Annotated in this window: 18 protein-coding genes and 1 tRNA gene; 12 read left to right on the forward strand and 7 right to left on the reverse strand. The window is 50.4% G+C overall.

Annotated features, from left to right (window positions below; genetic code table 11):
- Positions 1-28 precede the first annotated feature (28 nt).
- Both ACHZCX_RS18660 and ACHZCX_RS18665 read left to right on the forward strand, forming a co-directional pair.
- Positions 29-481 (forward strand): chemotaxis protein CheX, encoded by a 453-nt coding sequence (locus ACHZCX_RS18660; RefSeq protein ID WP_319588750.1) that lies wholly within the window; start codon positions 29-31, stop codon positions 479-481.
- Positions 482-674: 193 nt separating this feature from the next.
- Entirely contained in the window at positions 675-2,528 is a 1,854-nt protein-coding gene (locus ACHZCX_RS18665; protein WP_319588701.1) for a hypothetical protein, read from the forward strand.
- A gap of 6 nt (positions 2,529-2,534) precedes the next feature.
- Here ACHZCX_RS18665 and ACHZCX_RS18670 read toward each other — a convergent pair whose 3' ends face one another.
- On the reverse strand, positions 2,535-3,623 hold the full coding sequence (locus tag ACHZCX_RS18670; RefSeq protein ID WP_319588702.1) for a sigma-54 dependent transcriptional regulator: 1,089 nt from the start codon (positions 3,621-3,623) through the stop codon (positions 2,535-2,537).
- A gap of 3 nt (positions 3,624-3,626) precedes the next feature.
- Complete coding sequence (locus ACHZCX_RS18675; protein ID WP_319588703.1) at positions 3,627-4,157, reverse strand: cyclic nucleotide-binding domain-containing protein; 531 nt, start codon at positions 4,155-4,157, stop codon at positions 3,627-3,629.
- A gap of 167 nt (positions 4,158-4,324) precedes the next feature.
- On the opposite strand from ACHZCX_RS18675, the gene ACHZCX_RS18680 reads away from it, so the two are divergent.
- A complete protein-coding gene (locus ACHZCX_RS18680; protein ID WP_319588704.1) occupies positions 4,325-4,813 on the forward strand; it encodes a thermonuclease family protein in 489 nt (162 codons plus the stop codon).
- Positions 4,814-4,869: 56 nt separating this feature from the next.
- On the opposite strand, the gene ftsH is transcribed toward ACHZCX_RS18680, so the two are convergent.
- Complete coding sequence (ftsH, locus tag ACHZCX_RS18685; RefSeq protein WP_319588705.1) at positions 4,870-6,666, reverse strand: ATP-dependent zinc metalloprotease FtsH; 1,797 nt, start codon at positions 6,664-6,666, stop codon at positions 4,870-4,872.
- A gap of 1,060 nt (positions 6,667-7,726) precedes the next feature.
- Between ftsH and nrfD (ACHZCX_RS18690) the strand changes: the two genes are divergently transcribed.
- Together nrfD (ACHZCX_RS18690) and ACHZCX_RS18695 are read left to right on the forward strand one after the other, a co-directional pair.
- Positions 7,727-8,920 carry an NrfD/PsrC family molybdoenzyme membrane anchor subunit gene (gene nrfD, locus ACHZCX_RS18690; RefSeq protein WP_319588706.1) on the forward strand — a complete coding sequence of 398 codons (1,194 nt, stop codon included), beginning with the start codon at positions 7,727-7,729 and terminating at the stop codon, positions 8,918-8,920.
- A gap of 83 nt (positions 8,921-9,003) precedes the next feature.
- Positions 9,004-9,447 carry a MerR family transcriptional regulator gene (locus ACHZCX_RS18695; protein WP_319588707.1) on the forward strand — a complete coding sequence of 148 codons (444 nt, stop codon included), beginning with the start codon at positions 9,004-9,006 and terminating at the stop codon, positions 9,445-9,447.
- 216 nt (positions 9,448-9,663) lie between these two features.
- Here the strand turns inward: ACHZCX_RS18695 and ACHZCX_RS18700 are convergent, their stop codons facing one another.
- The gene (locus ACHZCX_RS18700) at positions 9,664-12,069 is read right to left on the reverse strand and encodes a sigma 54-interacting transcriptional regulator (RefSeq protein WP_319588708.1); all 2,406 of its coding nucleotides are present in this window, start codon (positions 12,067-12,069) and stop codon (positions 9,664-9,666) included.
- 328 nt (positions 12,070-12,397) lie between these two features.
- On the opposite strand from ACHZCX_RS18700, the gene ACHZCX_RS18705 reads away from it, so the two are divergent.
- From ACHZCX_RS18705 to ACHZCX_RS18725, 5 genes are all read left to right on the forward strand, one after another.
- A complete protein-coding gene (locus ACHZCX_RS18705; RefSeq protein WP_319588709.1) occupies positions 12,398-13,153 on the forward strand; it encodes a 4Fe-4S dicluster domain-containing protein in 756 nt (251 codons plus the stop codon).
- Between the two features lie 21 nt (positions 13,154-13,174).
- Entirely contained in the window at positions 13,175-13,891 is a 717-nt protein-coding gene (locus ACHZCX_RS18710; protein WP_319588710.1) for a c(7)-type cytochrome triheme domain-containing protein, read from the forward strand.
- Positions 13,892-14,600: 709 nt separating this feature from the next.
- Complete coding sequence (locus ACHZCX_RS18715; protein ID WP_319588711.1) at positions 14,601-14,834, forward strand: hypothetical protein; 234 nt, start codon at positions 14,601-14,603, stop codon at positions 14,832-14,834.
- A 49-nt stretch (positions 14,835-14,883) separates the two neighbouring features.
- A complete protein-coding gene (nrfD, locus tag ACHZCX_RS18720) occupies positions 14,884-16,068 on the forward strand; it encodes an NrfD/PsrC family molybdoenzyme membrane anchor subunit (protein WP_319588712.1) in 1,185 nt (394 codons plus the stop codon).
- Between the two features lie 75 nt (positions 16,069-16,143).
- Positions 16,144-16,512: a MerR family transcriptional regulator gene (locus ACHZCX_RS18725; protein ID WP_319588713.1), complete on the forward strand. Its 369-nt coding sequence runs from the start codon at positions 16,144-16,146 to the stop codon at positions 16,510-16,512.
- 229 nt (positions 16,513-16,741) lie between these two features.
- On the opposite strand, the gene ACHZCX_RS18730 is transcribed toward ACHZCX_RS18725, so the two are convergent.
- A tRNA-Arg gene (locus ACHZCX_RS18730) sits at positions 16,742-16,818 on the reverse strand.
- Between the two features lie 150 nt (positions 16,819-16,968).
- On the opposite strand from ACHZCX_RS18730, the gene ACHZCX_RS18735 reads away from it, so the two are divergent.
- Both ACHZCX_RS18735 and ACHZCX_RS18740 read left to right on the forward strand, forming a co-directional pair.
- Positions 16,969-17,295, forward strand: a complete 327-nt coding sequence (locus tag ACHZCX_RS18735; protein ID WP_319585208.1) for a transposase — start codon at positions 16,969-16,971, stop codon at positions 17,293-17,295.
- 74 nt (positions 17,296-17,369) lie between these two features.
- Positions 17,370-18,311, forward strand: a complete 942-nt coding sequence (locus tag ACHZCX_RS18740; RefSeq protein WP_319585209.1) for an IS3 family transposase — start codon at positions 17,370-17,372, stop codon at positions 18,309-18,311.
- 328 nt (positions 18,312-18,639) lie between these two features.
- On the opposite strand, the gene tnpA is transcribed toward ACHZCX_RS18740, so the two are convergent.
- Together tnpA and ACHZCX_RS18750 are read right to left on the reverse strand one after the other, a co-directional pair.
- Positions 18,640-19,071 carry an IS200/IS605 family transposase gene (gene tnpA / locus ACHZCX_RS18745; protein WP_319588714.1) on the reverse strand — a complete coding sequence of 144 codons (432 nt, stop codon included), beginning with the start codon at positions 19,069-19,071 and terminating at the stop codon, positions 18,640-18,642.
- 203 nt (positions 19,072-19,274) lie between these two features.
- The gene (locus ACHZCX_RS18750) at positions 19,275-20,291 is read right to left on the reverse strand and encodes an IS5 family transposase (protein WP_319588715.1); all 1,017 of its coding nucleotides are present in this window, start codon (positions 20,289-20,291) and stop codon (positions 19,275-19,277) included.
- Between the last annotated feature and the right edge of the window lie 242 nt (positions 20,292-20,533).

The raw sequence follows: 20,533 nt of genomic DNA on the forward strand, positions 1-20,533 counted from the left end.
CTTTACTGCGGGAGACTTGTTCTTGGAAGTGGAAAATTATCTCATTGATGCTATCCTGGAGGTTTTTGCCTCCATGATTTTTATCGACATTGCCGCAGAATTGCCCTCTGCGGATCCGGCGCCGGACATTGACCCAAATTTGTCGAGTCTTATTGGCCTTGCCGGTGATCTCAAAGGTATTCTTGCCATTCATTGTCCAGCGGCTGTAGCCCTGGGGATCACTTCTAGCATGTTGGGAATGGAGGTGACGGAACTCGACGAGGATGTCAAGGACGCTATCGGCGAAATTGCCAACATGGTCGCTGGTGGCCTGAAAGTTGCTTTGGCCGCCGATGATAAAAAAATTGAACTGGCCATTCCTACCACCGTCATTGGTAAAGCTATTCATACCAGCGGTCTTTCCAGGGCAACCCGAGTCATGATTCCTTTTTCTAGTCCGATCGGCCGGTTCGGTGTTGAGCTCCGCTTCATGTTGTCGTAAGAAATCAGGTAAATATTTTCCATTTTTCTGTCGAGATAAACAAGAAGGGTTCAGTGTTTGCAAGATTTTTCTTGGCAAACAATGCGCTGTTTTTTTCCGTATCGGACGGATAGCCCTGGAGTTTGGCAGGGGTAATACCTTTACCCTGTCGGCGTGGGCCTTGTGCGATGATTAATCTCTCACTGTTTATGCAATGAAAGCCAGAGAACGCTTCGACAAAATATTACTCTCTTGCTGTGATCGGATCCAGGAAGAAGTCAGCGCCTTGATCGGGAAACCGCTTAAATTGGGCGAGGCGCAATTCCGTCAGGTCAGCAAGGAAGACTTGTTTTCTGAAGCCGGAGGCAAACAGGTCCTTGCTCATATCCGCCTGGAAGGTGAAATCGAGGGAAGCGGCTGCCTTTTGATCGGCATTAAGGACGCTATTTATATTGGCGGTACCTTGATCATGCTGCCGGAATCGGAACTGGAGAGCGTTCTTGCCGGTCAGCAGTATTCGGAGGATTTGCAGGATTCATTTGGTGAGGTCGCCAATATCGTCTGCGGAGCTGTCACCGTTACCTTTGAGGAGCAGTATCCGAAAAATGTGCGTTTGGTCAGGACTGAACAGGAATTGATCACTCCGGTCAAGGTGGTGGTTGAATCTGATCAGCCAATTGTCGATGTCCCGTATTACCTGATGACCGCTCCGCTGCAGTTGGATAGTCGTAAGCTTGGTAATCTTCAGTTAGTTCTTCCCGCGATCCCCTTTGGGCTTGTGGAAGAGGCAGCCAAGGGAAAAGCCGAACAGCAATCCTCGGAAGCGAAAACGACCCCGGAGCGTGGTGAGAAGGATGCTCCGGAATCGGTTGGGGTGATTGAACGGGAAGTTGCCGATGACGATGTTCCTGAGAAAGTAGGTGTACTCCAGCATCCCACATCAGAGGGAGAGGTCGCATCGGAACAGGCTGCTCAACCGGCCCCGCGCACCCGCGACATCGGCAAGCAGAAGAAGCTGGTCGACGATCTATTGAACAACAGCATGATTAAGATGTGCGAGGAGGTGAGTGCCCTGCTAGGCGGGACCTTGAAGGTTTTGCCTACTGAAAATCTGGCGCTCACCAAGGAGCGGTTCCTCGATCAAGCTGGCGGCAAACAGATCATGAGCCGCATGGATATACGCGGTGGAGGGCAGGGTGAGGCATATCTGTTTGTCGACGTTAAAACCGCTGTGTATTTGGGGGGGGCACTCATCATGCTGCCCGAAGGTGAGTTGGAGGAGACTGCTCGCAACGAGGCATTCGGTGACGACGCCCGCGACGCCTACGGCGAGGTGACCAATATCATCGCCGGTGTATATACAGCCATTTTCGAGGAACAGTACCGCACCAAGCTTGGTTTTGTGAAGACATCAATGGAACCGGTGGTGCCGGTCAAGATCGATCCCGATTCAGACGACGTCTTTACCAATCAGGCCTATTATCTCTCGACCGGCCAGATACAATACAACGACCGCGATTTAGGGAGGTTGCAACTACTTATTCCCGCCAATGTGCTTGAATTGGAAGAATTGCTTCTGGCCGCCGAAGAGCCGGTTGAGACTGTTAAGACGAAGGCGGGGGGGGCGCCTGTACAAGCGCCTGTTGAAAAGGCTGCCGCCGCATCTGTCGATCCATCCCGGATTCAGGAGAAACTAGCCGAGAGCGCTGATATCCTCTTGTTCACCGACGACGACGGCGAGGCCGGTCGTGTTGCCAATGTCTTAGAAGAAATGGGATATGTCTGCCGCATTCTCCATTTCAAGGATCCGGTCAATAGCGTGTTAACGCCCCGCATTCAAATGGTCTTTCTGGTGATGCAGGAAGCCAGTGAACAGGGATTCGGTGTAGCCATCAAAATCAGCAGTGCCGGTTTGCCGGTGCCCCTGGTGGCCGCTGGTCCGGCGTGGACCAGGACCATGGTGCTCAAGGCTGTGAAATACGGGGCTTGTGATATTCTCATTACCCCGTCGTCGTCTGATGATATTCGGGAAAAAATTGAGGTTAACTTGATAAGAAAAGCCGCTTGACCAGTTTTACTCGCCCGCCTCTTCCTCCGTCTCGCTGGCAACCAGCTCCTTTTTCTTGATTTTTTCCAGTAATGTGGTCCGTTTTAAATTCAGCAGCCGTGCGGCTTCCTTTTTATTACCCTGGGTTAGTTTCAAGGCCTGAACGATCAACTGGGTTTCAAAATCGTTGACCAAGGTATTGAAATCAATACCGCTTTCCGGCCAGATTTCGTTGGTTGCCGGAGCAGAAGTGGACGAGAAGAGGAGCAGTTGCTCGGGACGGGTGACATCATCGAATGTCTGCTGTGAACTGGTTTGCTCGGAAGGGAGGGGAGTTAATGCGCCGTTACGGTATTTTTCGGGGAGATCACTGTGGCCAACCATTGATCCGCCATGCAGGATGGTCATGTGTTGTACGAGATTTTCCAGTTCCCGGACATTGCCCCGCCAGGGAAAAACGGACAAGGCCCGCATGGCAACCGGATCAAATCCCAAAAGGGGAGTTTTTTTGCTTTTTCCGATGCTGTTCACGAAATATTCGATAAGCAATGGGATGTCTTCGGAGCGATCGCGTAACGGAGGGATGGATAAAGGAATAACGTTGAGGCGGTAATAAAGATCCTCCCGGAACCTGCCTTCAGCTACCATTTGTTCCAGGTTGCAATGGGTGGCTGCGATAACGCGTACGTCCACCGGAATCGCTTTTAGGCCGCCCACCGGTTCAAATTCGCGCTCCTGCAGGACCCGCAACAGTTTAGCTTGGAGCACCGGCTTCATGTCACCGATCTCATCGAGAAAAAGAGAACCGCCGTTGGCGTATTCGATTCGGCCTATTTTGGAAGTTAGGGCGCCGGTAAAAGCGCCCTTGGTGTAACCAAACAGTTCACTTTCCAGGAGATCGTCGGGGATTGCCGCGCAGTTGACCGGAACAAAGTGATGGGCGTTTCGGGGGCTGTGTGCATGGATTGCCTTGGCAACCAGCTCCTTGCCAGTTCCGGATTCCCCATGGATCAGAACGGTGCTGAGGTCGTCTTCGGCTACCTTGCTGATCAGCTTGAACAGCCGCTGCATGGATGCACTGCGACCGATTATTCCATAAAAAGCATCAAGGGCCATGGCTTAGTCGGGGAGTTTGTCCGCAAGTTTGCTAGTGGTCAGGCGCATGTTGAGACTCAACAGTTGCATGACCTTTTTAAGCAGGGTGACGCCCACGCTGGGATAATACTCGGTGAGTATGTCAAATCCTCTTTTAGTCAAGATTATGACAACCGATGGTTGGCGAGCTACGACTGCAGCTGATCGTGGCGATTTATCGATGATCGACATCTCGCCGATGGCGTTGCCCTTGCCGAGGCGGGCGATAACCCGATAATCACCTGCCGTAGTTTTTTTAAGAACATCAAGGAGACCGCGCACCACAAAGCACATGAAATCGCCTTTGTCACCCTCGACAAAGAGATGTTCTCCCCGCAGGATTTCTGCAAAGTTCATGTGGCGAGCAAGGATGTCGAGTTCATCGGATTTGAAGGCGTCAAACAAAGGGAGCGTGAGGATGAGATCCCTGGTTTTTTCCTCGTTTTCCGTAAGCTCTTGATCGGATTCGCTGGTTTTTTCCATGTCGGGAGGATGCAGCAGTTGTTGAATAGTCATAGAAGGTACAATTTTTTGTGTTCTCAAGTTCAATTATTTGTAAGGTTACCACAGGTGGCTGACCGAATACAAGGGACTTTCGAAAAAAGTGTCATTATCTTGACAATAAAATATATGTTCGCGACCTTTTTAGGGCAAGCAAGCGCTCAGGTGTTTAAGGAGAAAGAATGGAGCCTCGTAAGCAATCAATCTGTAACCTGATATTACTCTTTTTTTTGCTGTGGGCCTCGCCGGCAATTGCATGGGAGGGAACGGTGACACGGGTGCTCGATGGCGATTCGCTGAGGGTCAATCAAGGCGGTCAGATTGTGACTATCCGCCTCTACGGTATCGACAGTCCGGAGTATGGGCAGGCCTTCTGGCGCACGGCTAAGGATGCCACCAGTCATTTGGTTCAGGGGAAAATTGTTACGGTTGAACCATTCGATACGGATCGTTACGGTAGGATCGTTGCCTTGGTCGGTGTCCGGGGCAGGTCGGTCAACGGAGAATTAGTACGTCTCGGCATGGCCTGGGTTTATCCTCATTATTGCAAGGCTCAGCCATTATGCCGTAATCTGGAAGAGCTGGAGCAGGTCGCTCGTGTGCAGGAACTGGGAATATGGAAGGATCGCAACCCCGTGCCGCCCTGGGTTTGGAAACACAGCAAACAGTGAATTTCGAGCCGCCGGTTGTTCCAAACGGCGGCATCTGTACAGAGGATTAAAACCGGCTATTTTCTTTCGGTTATCTCAATGATTCCCTGTATATCGGCTCGAGAGAGTGTTTCCCGTTCAATCAGGGCATCAGTGATAGCGTCGAGCAACGTGCGGTGTTCTTCGAGTAGACCACGCGCCCTGTCGTACGCCGATTGCACTAATTTTTTCACCTCAACATCGATCAATACTGCCGTCTGTTCGCTGATGATCTGGCCGGGCTGATTGCTCAGGGGATTCGAGGCCCTAAAAGTCAGCGGACCGATCGCCTCGCTCATCCCCCATTCACAAACCATGTGCCGGGCAATGTCCGATACCCGTTCGATGTCATTCCCGGCACCTGTGGTCATCTGGTTGAAAACGATCTCCTCGGCAATACGGCCGCCAAGCAGGGTGCTGAGATTGTTGAACAGAAAGGTGCGATCATGGGAATTGCGCTCTTCCTCGGGAAGTTGCATGGTCAGGCCAAGAGCTCGGCCCCGGGGGATGATCGTGACCTTGTGCACGGGATCGGCCCCGGGCAGCATCCAGGCCACCAGGGCGTGGCCGGCCTCGTGGCAGGCAGTTATCCGTTTTTCCCGGTCGGTGATGATGAGGCTACGCCGTTCCGCCCCCATCAGCACCTTATCCTTCGCTGCTTCCAGAATCTCCATGCTGATGGTAGGACTGTTTTTCCTGGTCGTCAGCAGGGCCGCCTCATTGACCAGGCTGGCCAACTGGGCGCCAGAGAATCCAGGCGTACCCTTGGCGATCACCTGCCAGTTCACATCCGGACCGACTTTGGTATTGCGGGCATGCACCTTGAGGATCTTCTCCCGGCCTCCAACGTCGGGTAGGGGCACCATAACTTGCCTGTCAAAGCGGCCTGGCCGCAACAGGGCCGGGTCGAGGATGTCCTGGCGGTTGGTGGCGGCAATGACGATCACGTGGTCATTGGCTTCAAATCCGTCCATTTCCACCAATAGCTGGTTCAGGGTCTGCTCCCGCTCGTCGTTGCCTCCGGAACCAGAGCCTGAACTGCGATGACGGCCAACCGCATCGATCTCGTCGATGAAGATAATGCAGGGCGCTTTTTTCTTTCCCTCCTTGAACAGATCCCGCACCCTGGAGGCGCCGATCCCCACATACATTTCGACAAAGTTTGAACCGCTGATCGAAAAGAACGGTACTCCGGCCTCGCCGGCAATGGCTTTGGCCAACAGGGTCTTGCCTGTTCCCGGTTCACCATACAGGAGCACCCCGGTGGGAATTCGGGCGCCGGCCTCAACAAATCTCTCTGGTTTTTTGAGAAAATCGATCAGCTCGGCAACTTCCTCCTTGGCCTCATCGATGCCGGCAACATCGTTCAGCTTGATTTTCGATTCCTCTGGATTGATCAGTCTCGCCCTGCTCTTGCCAAACGCCATGGCTCGACCGCCGCCCCCGTTTCCCTGACCGCTTCCTTTTTGAAAATAAAAAAACCAGAGAAAGGCAAGAAGGAAAATGGGGAGCCAGGAGAGTAGGGTTTGGAGGAACCAGGGCGTTTGGGGAGGTTCTTCAGCCCGGACCGCAACGTTTTTGAGGAGCAGGTGCTCGAGGGCGTCGTTGGTTTGGGGGACAACGGTTTTGAAAAGTGAGCCGTCGGACGTCTCCCAGAGAACAGTATTGTTAATCATTGTCACCTTGGAGAGGTGGCCGCTGTCCACCTTTTTAAGGAATTCAGTGTAGGGTACGGCATGGTGGCGGTCAGGCGATTTTTGACAGTAATTGAAGAGGAGCAGTGAGGCTAAAGCAATGATCAGCCAAATAGACAGGTTTTTGTAAAATTTCTGCACAATACTCTCCTGGAAGGGATGAAATAAGCTCAGTGAAACCTGCGACGATCAACGAACTGAAATTCGGAAGGGTGTAGGGGGGTGAACCGAGGTTCAGTAGAGGCATGATCCCTACATTCCATGCAAGGAGCTACCATAAATCAGGGTAAAGGTAAAGCTGGTGGGGGGAAGAAGAATAAAAAATTCCCCTCCAAGGCCGCCACCTTGGAGGGGAGGGGGGAAGCTTGCTCGTTATCTGGATGAAATCGAGTAGCGAAAATAATGAATGCACTATCTGTTCCACTGTCAGGGCTTGAAAGAAGATGGAGTCGTTTCTAATATAACATATTGTTTTTGTATTAATTTTTATCTTTTTAATGTGCGGGGATGAGACGTCTAGTTCCGTTCGTCCTTTTCTGTGGGCGCATTTTGATTCTTGCGCATAGTGTGCTTGGCTCATTGTGCACATTACACTCGAAGTGAGCGATTCGCCTCCTGGGAATTCAGTTGCAAGTGGTTTTTAGTTTAAAAAATATCGGAATAACAAATATATTTTTTAACGGGAAATAAACGTTAAACGGAAATTGGTATTTCAACAAAAGGATAAAGTAGTTAATTGGACGCAAGTTGATCATGTTATTTATAGTTTTTTTGACAATGAAGACGAGTTTTTCTTGACAGCTTTTTTGGCTGTGTATAAAAAGATCTCATGGATTGAGAAGAGAACAGGCCCGGATCCGTGATGGTGTCAGGGTCGCATCAACAAAGGAGGTGCTGGCAAGGAAGAGCGTGACCGGGTTTTTATCCGCCAATAAATCCTGGTGTAACACAACTGTCCGGGGATCCGGAGCAAGGAGAAATTCAAATGGAAGCTATACTTTTTTTCGTTATCTGGTTGGGTGGTGCTGTTCTCCATACGCTGTTCGATCTGAGAATCAAACCGGTTCTGCAGTCCGTCAGGGAAGAAAGCGATTTGCCCTAACCTAGTTTTTCGTACAGGATTGAGTCAACTCAAGGATCAATAATAGTGCGGGGCGACAGTGGTTGGAACTGTCGACCTTAAAAAGGAGGAGAAAGTGCCATGGAAAATATTTTAACCAAGGTTTTGCCCCAGGAAGGGGGGCTTGAGGGGAGTCGGTCTGGAGTGTACAACGGGGTGATCGGCTTGTTAGGTCTGTTTACCCTGGTCGGTATCGCCTTTGGTCTGCACGCCTTTTATTTGGGCTATCACAATGCTTACGGTGTCAGTCGTGAGGTGCCGTGGGGTGTGGTGCTGGCCGCTTATGTCTTTTTTGTCGTTACCTCGACCGGTCTGTGCCTGGTTTCATCGATTGGCCATGTCTTCGGCTTTGAAACCTTTAAGCCCATCGCCAAGCGTTCGGTTTTTTTGGCCATCGCCACGATTGTTTCCGGTTTTTTGGTTATCGCCTTTGAGATTGAAAACCCTTGGCGCATGGCTATCTATAACATCATTTCGCCAAATCTTACCTCAAGCATCTGGTGGATGGGTACCTTGTATGGGGCATATCTCTTCTTTATGTTGATTGAATTTGCCCTTCTGCAGGCTGGCAAACACAAGATTGCCGGCATGTTAGGATTGCTTGGCGTCATCTCGGGTGTTGCTGCACATTCCAATCTGGGGGCTGTTTTTGGATTGCTCAACGGCCGTGAATACTGGCATGGTCCCTACATGCCTATTTATTTCATCGTATCGGCGATGATGTCTGGTTGTGCGACGGTCATCCTCTTTCATTGGCTCGGCTATAAGATTAATGGCTGGAAGATGAGTGAACAATTGCAGGAGTCTTTGCGGTCGGTGGCTAAACTGGGAGCCTTGCTCTATATTGTTATCATGTTCTTCACCACCTGGAAGTTCATTGCTGGTCTTTCCGGTCACCCGCCTGGAGAATATGAGGCGTTCATGGCTCTGCTTAACGGCCCTTTTGCCAATAATTTTTGGTACGGTGAGGTCGCGTTAGGGCTGGTTATCCCGCTTGTGATTATCCTTGCGGTTCGAGCTAGGAATATCACAGCGATGGCCTTTGGTTCGGCTTGCAGCATCATCGGCATCTTTGTTATGCGCTACGATCTGGTGCTGATTGGTCAGATTATACCCGGGTTTCACGAGCTCAATATCGTCGACCTTCCCCATATCCTTCCCTACGCGCCGACCCTGCACGAGTGGATGGTGACCCTGTCCGGTTTCACTTTCTGTGGTATTCTCTTCATGATGGGCGAGCGGTTGTTCCGTGGCCATCTGTCTGAAGACCACTGATGGAATCTGTGTCGAAAGGAAGAGCGGCAACCGGTAACGGTCCGCCGCTTTTCCCCGGCGCCCCGCATTGACAGGAGGCCGGTATGGCGAGAAAGAGAACAGAAATACAGGCGATTCGCTCAGATGTAGCCATCTATCCGATCGGTGTTGCCGCAAAGTTGCTGAATGTTCATCCGCGCACTCTGCGGATCTATGAGAAGGAAGGGTTGGTTTTTCCGACACTTGTGGGCAACCGAAGGATGTTTTCTGCCGATGACATCCAATGGATTACCTGTTTGCGTACCTTTATCCACGAAGAGGGGATCAGTATCCCAGGGTTGAAGAAATTGCTGGAATTTATCCCCTGCTGGGAGGTAGCCGGATGTCCGGCTGTGATCCATGAGAGGTGTGCTGCCCGAGTGGATCGGGCAGTACCTCGCACTCTACATCCGGTTGGCGATGTAGCGGCCAAGTTGGAGGCCAAAGAAAAAGATAGAGAGAGCCGGGAAAAACCCGGCCAAAAAAAAAAGCGCCAATCTTCCGTATGATGTATTTTCGGGAACATCGACAGTCTCTGCACGATGGCAAAACCTCGCGCTCGTCTTGCGGTTGAGGCTAGTTGCGTGTGTTCATGATTGCGGGGTCGTTCGTTGACGCCGGCGCGACCTGGTGAACAAAGAACAGCGGAAGCAGTTTCTCCGGGTAGTAAAAAGGCGTTCCGATTATTCGGAACGCCTTTATTTGTTTCTTGATGCAAATTGTGTTCAATCGTCTTGTTCGATTTCGTTCGCTAGCGGGTTGTGAAGACCGTAACGCTCGATTTTTCGCCGCAGAGTATCTTTGGAAATCTGAAGTTCACGGCAGGTAGCCATTTTTCGCCACTGGTTGCGTTCAAGGCTGAGGATGATTGCTTGCTTCTCGATGTCTTCCAGGGTTTGCGGGCCGGCAGCACGCGTCGCCAGGGGAATTGCTTCTTCAAAACCGGCAGCAAAAGGTTCGGGTAGATGCTGGGGCTGGATATAGCCCCCCTCGCAGAGGATGAACGAGTATTCGATGATGTTTTCCAACTCGCGAATGTTACCTGGAAAATCGTAACGCATGAGAATGGCTAGCGCGCCGCTGGAAATGCCGACGATGTCCTTGCCCTGCTGGGCGCTATATTTTTTGATGAAATGGTCAATAAGCAGGGGGATGTCTTCCTTGCGTTCCCGTAAAGGCGGCAGGTTGATCTTAACCACGTTGAGACGATAGAAGAGATCGTCACGAAACGATCCTTCCTGCACCAGGGCTTGCAAATTGCGGTTGGTGGCGGTGATGATGCGGACGTTGGCCTGGACGGGAGTGTTGGAGCCGAGTGGCTCGTACACTCTTTCCTGCAGGACACGCAGGAGTTTGACCTGAACACTACCGGGTATGTCGCCAATCTCATCGAGGAATAGGGTGCCGCCCTCGGCTACTGCAAACCGCCCTATTTTATCCTTGCGGGCATCGGTGAAAGCACCGGCCTTATAGCCAAACAACTCTGATTCGAGCAGGGTTTCGGGGAGGGCTGCGCAGTTGACAATGATAAAGGGTTTGTCCTTCCGTTCACTGGCGTTGTAGAGGGCGCGGGCAATCAGTTCTTTGCCGGTGCCACTTTCACCAAGAATCAGCACCGTACTGGGACTGCGGGCGATGTCTGGTAGGATGTTGAAGAGGCGCTGCATGGTAGATGATTTGGAAATGATCGCGTCAAAGGTGTATTTCTGGCTTAATTGCTGGCGCAAGGTGGTGATCGCGGTCAGGTCGCGGAAAGTCTCCACTCCGCCGATAATGTTTCCCTCATGATCGGTAAGTGGGGCAGCGCTGATGCTAATGGGAACCTTTTCCCCTTGGCTGTTGCGGATAGTGATCGAGCGGTTGGCCACTGGAGCACCCTTGTACAGGCTTTCGGCAATGGCGCAGTTTTTGCCGCAGATGGATGAATGAAAAATATCCGAGCAGGACTTGCCCATGGCATCATCGCTGGACCAGCCGGTGATTTCTTCGGCTGCTCGGTTAAATGAGGTGATGTTCCAGTTTCGATCCACAGTAAACACACCATCGGCAATAGAGTCGAGGATCAGGCTCTCGCGGATCGATGAAGTGTTGTCGCGAAAGGTTTCAATGCCGCCGATGATATTGTCGAAATCGTCAAGGAGCGGAGCGGAGCTGATGGTCACCGGTATGGAATTTCCCGCCTTCCCCTTGATGAAGATGGAGCGGTCGACAAACTTGTTATTGCTGTCAATTGCCTTTTGCAGGAGGCAATCCTTGCCGCAGACGCTGGAGTGGAATATTTCTCGGCAGGGTTTGCCAATCACCTCTTCTTGCTTCCATCCGGTGATATTCTCCGCCGCCCGGTTGAACGAGGTGATGACGCGATTGCGGTCAACAGTGAAAACACCATCGGCTACCGAGGCGAGGATCAAGGCGTTGTTGAGGGAGGCGGAGCAATCATGAAAGGTCTGCACCCCGCCGATTACTTGGCCATTGAGGTCATAAAACGGTGACAGGGTCAAGGAAAGGGGGAAGAAATGCCCGTCCTTGTGGGTCATGAAGACGGTGCGGGCAATAAATGGTTTTTCCTCTTCAATGGATTGCTTGATCAAACATTGATTTTCACAGAATTCGGACGGGAATATTTCTTGGTATTTTTTCCCGAGCGCATCCTCGATCCCAAATCCGGTGATCTGCTCGGCAGCTCTGTTAAATGAAGTAATTTCCAAGGAAAGATTGACGGTCAACACACCTTCGGAAACGGAATCAAGCAGCAACTGATGGTAGAGCGATTCATTGTTGCAGTCAAGGGTGACCAGTGCTCCTGAGAGGGCCCGGTCGTGGCCCCAAAGGGGCATGAAAGTGGCCAGAACATCAATTTTTCTTTTGTTTGTGACGCTATTGAGCAAAAACGATTGCCGGGAGACTGATTCGTCCCAATTAAATTGGGTGAAAAGTTCACCAAGGCTGCCGGTTTTCTCCTCTAAAACGAGAAGCTCATCCATCGGTTTACCGAAAAGAGCAGCAAGAGGTTGACCTGTCAGGCGTTCGGCATTTTTATTGAGTCCGATGATGACGCAGTTGCGATCCAAGTGGAACACAGCCAGGGTGCTTGGAAAGAGGATTAACTGTTTAAATACTTTTGCTCGCATAGCACTAGGTCACCTGAAGGGTTATCAATTCAAGCAGGGCAGAGTAAAAGCCATCTGCCGCTATCATGGAAAAGGAATGCTCTCTGCTTTGGGAACGGTGCTTAGTCGTTCAATGAACATGCAGATGAAATCGTCTTTACCAAATACACTTACATATACCATATGTTTGAAAACTTGCTCTTCTCTTTGTTTTGGGTTATGTTCGCTCGTTGCGTTTTTTAATAAATGAGCGTCTATTCATTCTGTTTTTTTTTCTCTTACCATAACAGCACGTTGTAGCACAGTGTGCCGATGTCGTCTTCGTTACTTTTTATCTTGAGGGTATGGAATGAACATTAAAGAGTTGGAACAGTTAAAAAATGAGGGGGCGGATAAACTGCCTTCGCTTGAGCGCCGGACTTTTTTACGCGCCGGACTCGCCATCACCGGATTGTTCATGGGCGGAACGATATTGTCGCTTACACCTGTCCGCAATGCCGAAAGCGCTATTGGAACGATGCCCAAGAGCGAAAAATATCCATACAGCCCCCATTACAGCATGGTTATGCGCCAGAATCTGTGTGTCGATTGTGAGCGCTGCATGGAGGCCTGCGTACAGACCAACCATGTGCCGGCTTATGGCTGGAGAACCATCATCCTCGAACGGATCCGTGAAATTGGCCCTAAGGAAAAGGAAACAATATTCATGCCCGTTCTCTGTAACCAATGCAACGAGCCACCCTGTGTTCGCGTCTGCCCCACTGTGGCGACCTACAAAGATAAGACCACCGGCATTGTAGTGATGGACAGTAAAAAATGCATCGGTTGTAAAACCTGCATGGCAGCCTGTCCCTATAATGCCCGCTATTTTAACGAAGAGGTTCGGGCAGTCGATAAGTGCAATTTCTGTTGGGATACACGGCTCTCCAAGGGCAAAAAGGATACAGCCTGTGTTGAAGCCTGTCCTGCCAAGGTTAGAGTATTCGGCGATCTCAGCGATCCCAAAAGTGAAGTCTATAAACTGGTGCATCAGCCGGAAACGACAGTTTGGGTTCTGCGGCCAGAAACCGGCGCCCTGCCGAACGTTTTTTACATGAATGCCTAACCGGTGGAAGGAGAGGGGACTATGAAAGCAAAGATGAGAATAGTAGCGGCCCTTGGCTTGCTTGTTGCCGCCGGGGTGCTCTGCACTGCTGAAATTCAGGCAACTGCGCCGGTAGCCGCCCAGGCAGCGCCGGAAAAAAAATATGAATCCTACGGCAACACCCAGGTGGTGGCCGTAGATCCAATTAAGGAAATGTTTAGCCACAAATCCCACGTGGTGACTGCAGGATTGAGCTGCGACAGTTGTCACCCCGACCTGTTTGATCGTAAACGTGGCTCGGCCAAGGCTAAGGGCGATTACACTATGGCTTCATTGGAAGCCGGCAAATATTGCGGCGCCTGCCATGACGGTAAAACCGCATTCAATACCACCGGGTCTGAGACCTGTAAAACCTGCCACGGCAGTGACATGAAGCAGCCTGAAACAATTGTATTTAATGTGCCAGTAAAGACGGTTATTTTTGAACATAAAGGGCATGTGGACATGGGGCTTGATTGCGCCAGTTGTCACGCTAAGGCCTTTGAGATGCGCAAGGGTGCTGCCGAAGAGCATCCCGACAAGTTCACCATGGAGGCCCTTTATGCGGGCAAATATTGCGGCGCTTGCCATAATGGTACCGATGCCTTTGCCTCTAATACCCGATGCACCACCTGCCATATCGGGGTAAAAGGGTTCGACCGGAAGTTTGCCGATGCAATTCCGGCCGATAAAAAGGACCACGGAAAAAAGAATCACTAAATTTCCCTGCTTTTCCGGGGCGGGCTTTCTGCCCGCCCCGGTCTCTTTCCTCCTGCTATTATCTGCCTGTTCTCGCTGTCAAGTTACCTACCAACCACCTGCTGATAAGTTTCTCTCCCATTCCTTCGGAATGTACAGCGCTTCTGCGTCTGTAATCCTCTAATTATTTCATATTCTCGGCTTGTTTCTAGCTTTCCCTGCTCCCCAGCAGGTTCTTTTTCTAGGGTGAGGGGCGTGAATGCTTCAATGAATGGAATCGAAATGCGCAGGTTGCTTGAGCGTGTTTCCTATCTATCTTTTTTACCGTTATTTATTCTGTGCTAGAAATTGGGGTCTTCTCTATTTTCTTCCTTGTCTTTTCTTGTGGGAAAGTATGGCCTATATCTTTTAACAGGCTGAAATATAAAATATTTTTACTCTATTACTGGTCTTCCTCCCAAGGGAGGGAGGTGTTTTTTATGGCGAATTTTGCGCCAAGGGGCCGGTGGTGTATGGGATGATTTTGCGTCTTTAGCGTAAAAAAACGGGCAGTTCTTTTTACCAGTAAATCTTACCTGTTATTTGTTATAAGTTAAATTAATATTGTAATTTCAATATATTGCCTTGATTTTAAAGGTATCTTTTCCTTTTTTAAGCGAATGGCACATCCCTTGCGATAACAGGGGTAACAACGTTCCAACCAGCGAATCACGAAAAAAAGGGGAAGACCATGAACAACTTATCGCACAGCCAAACCAGCAAGCCGGGGAATGATGGCGGTCAGTCCCCGGCCAAGTGGGTACGGGCACATTTAGGCCAAGTCACCGAGTCCTTCTGGTTCTGTCTTACCTTTGTCCTCTTTCTTCTCATGGGACCGTTTTCAGCCGTTGCAGTTCTCATCGGCCTCGGTTCCCTAGCAAGTGAAGAGCACAGGGCGCGAATGACTGAGCCAGCACAGTTATAAACTTACTCATCACGTAAAATTTTAAACGAAAAAGAAAGGAGGTTTTATTATGGCAACAGGATTTTCACTGACTGCAACAGCAGAACCAGAGGTGGCAAATTCTCTGGTTAAAACGTTGTCCGGAATGTTTGGGCTGCTACTGCTTGTTGGCCTCGGGGTTGGGCTAGCCGGTTTTTTTATCGGTCATGAGCATATTTTTAACAATACGAGAGAAGTACCCTGGGGTCTGCTGATTTCCACCTATGCATTTTTTGCCATCACCTCTACAGGACTTTGCCTTTTGGCGGCAATCAGCCACGTCTTCGGCGGCAACAAACTCGCTCCGCTGGCCAACAGAATGGTGTGGGTTTCATTGATCACCATTCTTAGTGGATTTGCCGTCATCGGCATGGAAATAGAAAACCCTTGGCGTATGGCCATATACAACGTTATTTCCCCCAATATCACCTCAAATATCTGGTGGATGGGTACCTTGTACGGCATGGCCCTTGGGTTTATTCTCCTCGAGTTTTGGTTGATCCTGACCCGTCATTTTACCCTGGCTTTAGCCCTTGGTATTCTCGGTGCCCTTGCTGAGGTCGCTGCCAACACCTGTCTTGGTGGTGTTTTTTCCACTTTGGCTGCCCGCCCGTTCTGGTACGGCGCACAATTGCCGGTCTATTTTCTTGCCTGTGCCTTTCTTTCCGGAGCGGCTGCTGCCATCTTCTTCACCCATTATGCCTATGTTATCCGTGGCCGCAAAATGGAACAGCATGTTTTCCAAGGGGTGCAGGCCGCTGGCAAGGTGTTGTTGCTCATGTTGATCCTGGTGGCTGTTTCTACCTTCTGGCGCATGGCTTCCTTCTACGTTGGTGGTGTCACCGATGGTCGGGTAGCGGCAGATGCCCTTTACTCCGGTCCGCTTGCCTTTAACTTCTGGGCATTGGAGGTTGGTGTTGGTCTGGCCGCCCCCGCCGTGCTTCTGGTTCTGACCCGAATGAGGAATATGGCCGCAATGTCCACCGCCGCCTTGATGAGTCTGGTCGGCATGTTCATTTCCAGGCTTAATATGGTAACCGGTGGGCAAATTGTGCCGCAATATCTGGGCTATGATAATCTGCCCACGTATCTTAACTACACACCCTCAGGCTACGAATGGATCGTTGCTCTCGCCGGTATCGGCCTCACCGGTTTGGCTTTTCTCCAGGGCGAGCGATATTTTGGCAAGAGTTTCACTGAGCACGAAGCGCATTGAGAAAAGGGAACCGGCTTGGCACTGTAACCGGGGCCGCGCAGGCTCCGGTTACGGCTTTACCATATGAGGGTTACCATGGTTGATGAAACAAAAGCGATATTCACCATCGGTGTTGCGGCACAGATGCTCGGGGTTCATCCGCGGACTTTGCGGATCTACGAGGAAGAGGGGTTGATCACCCCCCTTCGTAAGGGAAAGTGGCGTTATTTCACTATGAATGATATTAGATGGATTGAATGCTTGCGGGAGATGATCCATGAGCATGGCGTCTCTATTGCCGCCGTGAAAAAGCTGCTGCAGTATACACCGTGTTGGAACATCACTGATTGCCCTTTTGATAAACGCAAACAGTGTACGGCGTTCATGGCCAATGGGCTGATACCGAAAAAAATTGATAAGCAGAAGTCGAGAAAGGTGCAAAACCTGGACACCAAAGCTGCCTGAAAATTTTTAATTTTCGCAAATCGCCGGCAACTAGGCTAGCCTGAATCGACTGGTAAGCGAGAGTTTGGCAGCGTACCGTTCAGCTTTTTCCATTGAGCAGCAAGAAAACCACCAGTACCCAGCAGGGATCACATAACAAAAAAATGTTTTCTGTTCAGAGGCACAATGGGGACGCAAAACGAAAAAAAGCCACTTAGCCGAATGCCTGCTAAGTGGCTTTTTTTATTATTGGTGAACGAGGCGGGATTCGAACCCGCGACCTTTGGCTTCGGAGGCCAACGCTCTATCCAGCTGAGCTACCCGTCCATGAAGAAAAGCTTTGATAAGCGAGGCACAAGTATACACCAATCGCTTGTCAACGCAAGGTTTTACGCAATCCTACCATGATTTAGTTCAATCCCAGTCTGTCTTGGTTCAACGGGAATAGGACTTTTGAGCTGTTCATGATAAACCATTATGAACGGAGGAAAGTCCATGCGAAAGAAACGTCACAACTACAGCCCTGAAGAGAAGGTAATCATCCTCAAGCGCCACCTGGTTGGCCGGGAAACGGTATCGGATCTCTGCGATGAATACCAACTGCAGCCGAATACATTCTACGGTTGGCAAAAGCAGTTTTTCGAAAAGGGAGCTGCTGCTTTTGCCCTAGAAAACAAAGACTCCAAGAAGGTACAAGAACAACGAATCCATCAGCTTGAAGATAAATTACGTCGGAAACACGAGGTTCTTTCCGAGTTACTGGAGGAGCATATCCAGTTAAAAAAAGAACTTGGGGAGCTCTGAATGGTAGCTGGGTTCCTCATGATACACGTGATACCGTTGTTGATTTCAGCAAGCATTGGAGCAAGAAAGCTGAAGTGGCCCTGCAAGAGATCATCGCTTGGCTGGCCGTTTCCAGGAGCAAGTTTTATGCATGGATCAAGCGGTACGGCAAGGCCAACGAACATAATGGGCTGATCCCCCGGGATTTCTGGCTTGAACCTTGGGAACGGGCAGCGATCGTCAATTTTGCTGTCAACAATTCCCTTGAGGGGTATCGGCGGTTGACGTTTATGCTACTGGATCAGGACATCGTTGCCGTCAGCCCCAGCAGCACCTGGCGAGTTCTAGGCCAGGCAGGGTTGCTGCAGAAATGGAACCGGAAGAAAAGCCTCAAGGGCACCGGCTTTGTGCAACCGCTCAGGCCCCATGACCATTGGCATGTGGACATTTCTTATATCAACATCTGCGGCACATTTTATTATTTGTGCAGCATTCTCGATGGATGCAGTCGTTTCATTGTCCACTGGGAGATCAGGGAACAGATGACGGAAATGGATGTGGAGATCATCCTGCAACGCGCCAAGGAGCACTTTCCCGAAGCCCGGCCAAGGATCATTTCAGATAACGGGCCACAATTTATTGCCAAGGATTTCAAAGAATTCATCCGTATCTCGGGAATGACGCATGTGCGGACATCGCCATATTATCCGCAGTCCAACGGCAAATTGGAACGGTTCCACGCAACCATCAAGGGGGAATGTATTCGTCCCGGTGTCCCGCTTTCCCTTGACGATGCCCGAAGAATGGTTGAAGGGTTTATCCATCACTACAACAACGTCAGGTTGCACAGCGCCATCGGATATATCGCGCCGATGGACAAATTGAACGGCAGAGAACAGGAAATATTCAAAGAGCGAGACAAAAAACTGGAAAAAGCCCGGGAACTGAGAAAGAAAAAACGACTTCGTGCCTACGGGCCAATCACCCCAAGGGGAGATAATACGGCTCCCCATAACCCCTTAATGCAAACAGCTTGAATGTCCATTTCCAACTGAGGCGGAACAAGTCAGTTTACCCCGACAGGTCTAAACATAGCTGTATCCACTAGTGTCCGGTTACGGAAAAAATTTAGCGAAATAAAATTTTGATTTTTGGTTAATAAATAAGCAAACATGCCTGTGATCGACTTGAGGGAATCTTGAAATTTTGCTCAGTAAGCCCGGTCGCTCTCACCGGCAAATTTATTTACGAAAATCATGCTTTTCTGGCAGTCAGTGACCACCGGCAAAGCCGGTGGCTTGAACGATTGTGAACCGCTCAAAGCGGTATGTTTAACAGATTCTCTGACCGCCATTCAGTGGTCGACTATCTGAATAGTTGCAGTTGCTCGACACGATGGTCTTCTTGTTCTTGCTCGCGGATATAAGCCCGCACAACCTCTTCATCGGCACCGACAGTTGAAACAAAATAGCCCCGTGCCCAAAAACTCATGCCGCTATAGTTCTTCCGTTGGCCAAGGTAGGTCCGCGCTATATGGATCGCGCTTTTTCCTTTCATATAGCCAACCACCTGCGATACCGCATATTTCGGAGGTATCGAAATCAGCATGTGCACATGATCGGATTGCAAATGCCCTTCCAACACCCGGCTCTCCTTCTGCCGGGCAAGGTCATGGAACACATCTCCAAGATTCTTGCGAAGTTGACCGTAAAGCATTTTCCGCCGGCATTTCGGTATCCACACTACATGGAACTTGCAACCCCATTTCGTGTGGCTTAAACATTGTACGTTGTTCATGAAGCCTCCTTTCTCGTGACTTTGAGCGGTCCACGTGAGAGGAGGCTTCTTTATTATGCCGGAACCGTCAAACTTTTGTTGTCCCCCGGCAAAGCCGGGGGTTTACATAACGGAATTTATTCCTATCGGTTTTGTGCCGTTGCACCTTCTGGCCATGCATTCGATGGCGTTCTTTTGCCATTTTGCCGCTTCCTGCGCGCACTTCACCTGCTTGTCGCCAGAAGCATCCCCATCCGGTCAATGTTGTACGCCAAGTTGCGCAAACCGATTTTTACTCGGGCTCGGGTTATGCCAATCGTACGCAACAGCAAATTCCCCGCTCTCTGGGCCTGTGCACCAAAGATGTGCTCGATCCGCGAACGGATCCTGGACCTGGTCTTATTGCCTTCCTGTTCCCTTGGCGTCAATGGACGATTGCGGCTCCCCTTGCGTTGGATGTGTTCGCGAAAACCGTCTTGCGCAAGCCGATCCAGCCGATCCGCCGATCGATAGGCCGAATCCGCCCATACGTCCTTGCTTGTGTTGTCGGCAAGGAGTTGCTCGAACACATTGCTGTCGTGCAGGGCCGCATCCGTCACCGCATAGCTTCGAATCAGCTTGTGCTTCACATCCACCGAAACGTGGTTCTTGTATCCGTAAAAGAACTTGCCGTTCTTCTTGGTCCAGCGCGCGTCCACGTCCTTTCTTCGCCGCTTGTTCTCGGACCAGGCTTCCGGGATGTCGCCCTCTTTGATCCTGCCATTTTCTTCCCGGCTGTTCCGCTGCTTGGGCATGTTGACGATGCTGGCATCCACGATCTGCCCCTTCATGGCCATGAAACCGTTGGCACGGAGGTGCGCATCGAAGGTCGCAAACAGCTCCTCCACGATGCTGGCTTTGATGAGGTCTTCCCGAAAACGGCAGATGGTGGTGGCCTCCTGGACTTTCTGGCTGATGTGCAAGCCAAGAAAGCGCCCAAAAGAATGCCGGTCGAGGATCTGAAATTCGGTCGCGTCGTCCGACAGGTTGTACAGCGACAGCAGAATGAGAATTTTGAACAGCAGGATGACATCGTACCCCTTCGGGCCAACATTGGATTGCCGGTTTTTGTCTCTGGCTTTTTCGAGGGCTGGACGAAACATCTCCCAGTTGACCGTCTCGTTGATCTTGGCAAGCGGGCCGCCGTTTTTGTCGATTTTGTGCAATCGGTCCTGCAGGTCGAAAAATCCGGGCTGGATCATGGCTGGTCTCCATCGGGTTAGCTTGTCGGGTGCCCCCTTAAAACGATAAAGATCGTAGCGCTTTAACGTAAAATCAAAAAGTTGATAGTTTAATTTGTTGTGAGCTACTGCATTTAATTTTCAAGAAACCTTCAATGGATTTGATCGAGCAAGATTTGAGGGAATTTTTCCTTGATGAATCAAATTTCATTAAGCGAATGAAGAAAAAACGAAACGAAATCATTCTTGATACGATTTTTTTT

Origin of the sequence: uncultured Desulfobulbus sp., from assembly GCF_963662935.2 — a bacterium.
GTDB lineage: Bacteria > Desulfobacterota > Desulfobulbia > Desulfobulbales > Desulfobulbaceae > Desulfobulbus.

Excerpts from the sequence above, each read along its gene's own strand:
- ACHZCX_RS18710 (WP_319588710.1), top strand. The coding sequence starts at position 13,175 with ATGAAAGCAAAGATGAGAATAGTAGCGGCCCTTGGCTTGCTTGTTGCC.
- ACHZCX_RS18680 (WP_319588704.1), top strand. The coding sequence starts at position 4,325 with ATGGAGCCTCGTAAGCAATCAATCTGTAACCTGATATTACTCTTTTTT.
- ACHZCX_RS18670 (WP_319588702.1), bottom strand. The coding sequence starts at position 3,623 with ATGGCCCTTGATGCTTTTTATGGAATAATCGGTCGCAGTGCATCCATG.
- ACHZCX_RS18665 (WP_319588701.1), top strand. The coding sequence starts at position 675 with ATGAAAGCCAGAGAACGCTTCGACAAAATATTACTCTCTTGCTGTGAT.
- nrfD (WP_319588712.1), top strand. The coding sequence starts at position 14,884 with ATGGCAACAGGATTTTCACTGACTGCAACAGCAGAACCAGAGGTGGCA.
- nrfD (WP_319588706.1), top strand. The coding sequence starts at position 7,727 with ATGGAAAATATTTTAACCAAGGTTTTGCCCCAGGAAGGGGGGCTTGAG.
- ACHZCX_RS18715 (WP_319588711.1), top strand. The coding sequence starts at position 14,601 with ATGAACAACTTATCGCACAGCCAAACCAGCAAGCCGGGGAATGATGGC.
- ACHZCX_RS18695 (WP_319588707.1), top strand. The coding sequence starts at position 9,004 with ATGGCGAGAAAGAGAACAGAAATACAGGCGATTCGCTCAGATGTAGCC.
- ACHZCX_RS18750 (WP_319588715.1), bottom strand. The coding sequence starts at position 20,291 with ATGATCCAGCCCGGATTTTTCGACCTGCAGGACCGATTGCACAAAATC.
- ACHZCX_RS18700 (WP_319588708.1), bottom strand. The coding sequence starts at position 12,069 with ATGCGAGCAAAAGTATTTAAACAGTTAATCCTCTTTCCAAGCACCCTG.
- ACHZCX_RS18725 (WP_319588713.1), top strand. The coding sequence starts at position 16,144 with ATGGTTGATGAAACAAAAGCGATATTCACCATCGGTGTTGCGGCACAG.
- ACHZCX_RS18735 (WP_319585208.1), top strand. The coding sequence starts at position 16,969 with ATGAACGGAGGAAAGTCCATGCGAAAGAAACGTCACAACTACAGCCCT.
- ACHZCX_RS18675 (WP_319588703.1), bottom strand. The coding sequence starts at position 4,157 with ATGACTATTCAACAACTGCTGCATCCTCCCGACATGGAAAAAACCAGC.
- tnpA (WP_319588714.1), bottom strand. The coding sequence starts at position 19,071 with ATGAACAACGTACAATGTTTAAGCCACACGAAATGGGGTTGCAAGTTC.
- ACHZCX_RS18705 (WP_319588709.1), top strand. The coding sequence starts at position 12,398 with ATGAACATTAAAGAGTTGGAACAGTTAAAAAATGAGGGGGCGGATAAA.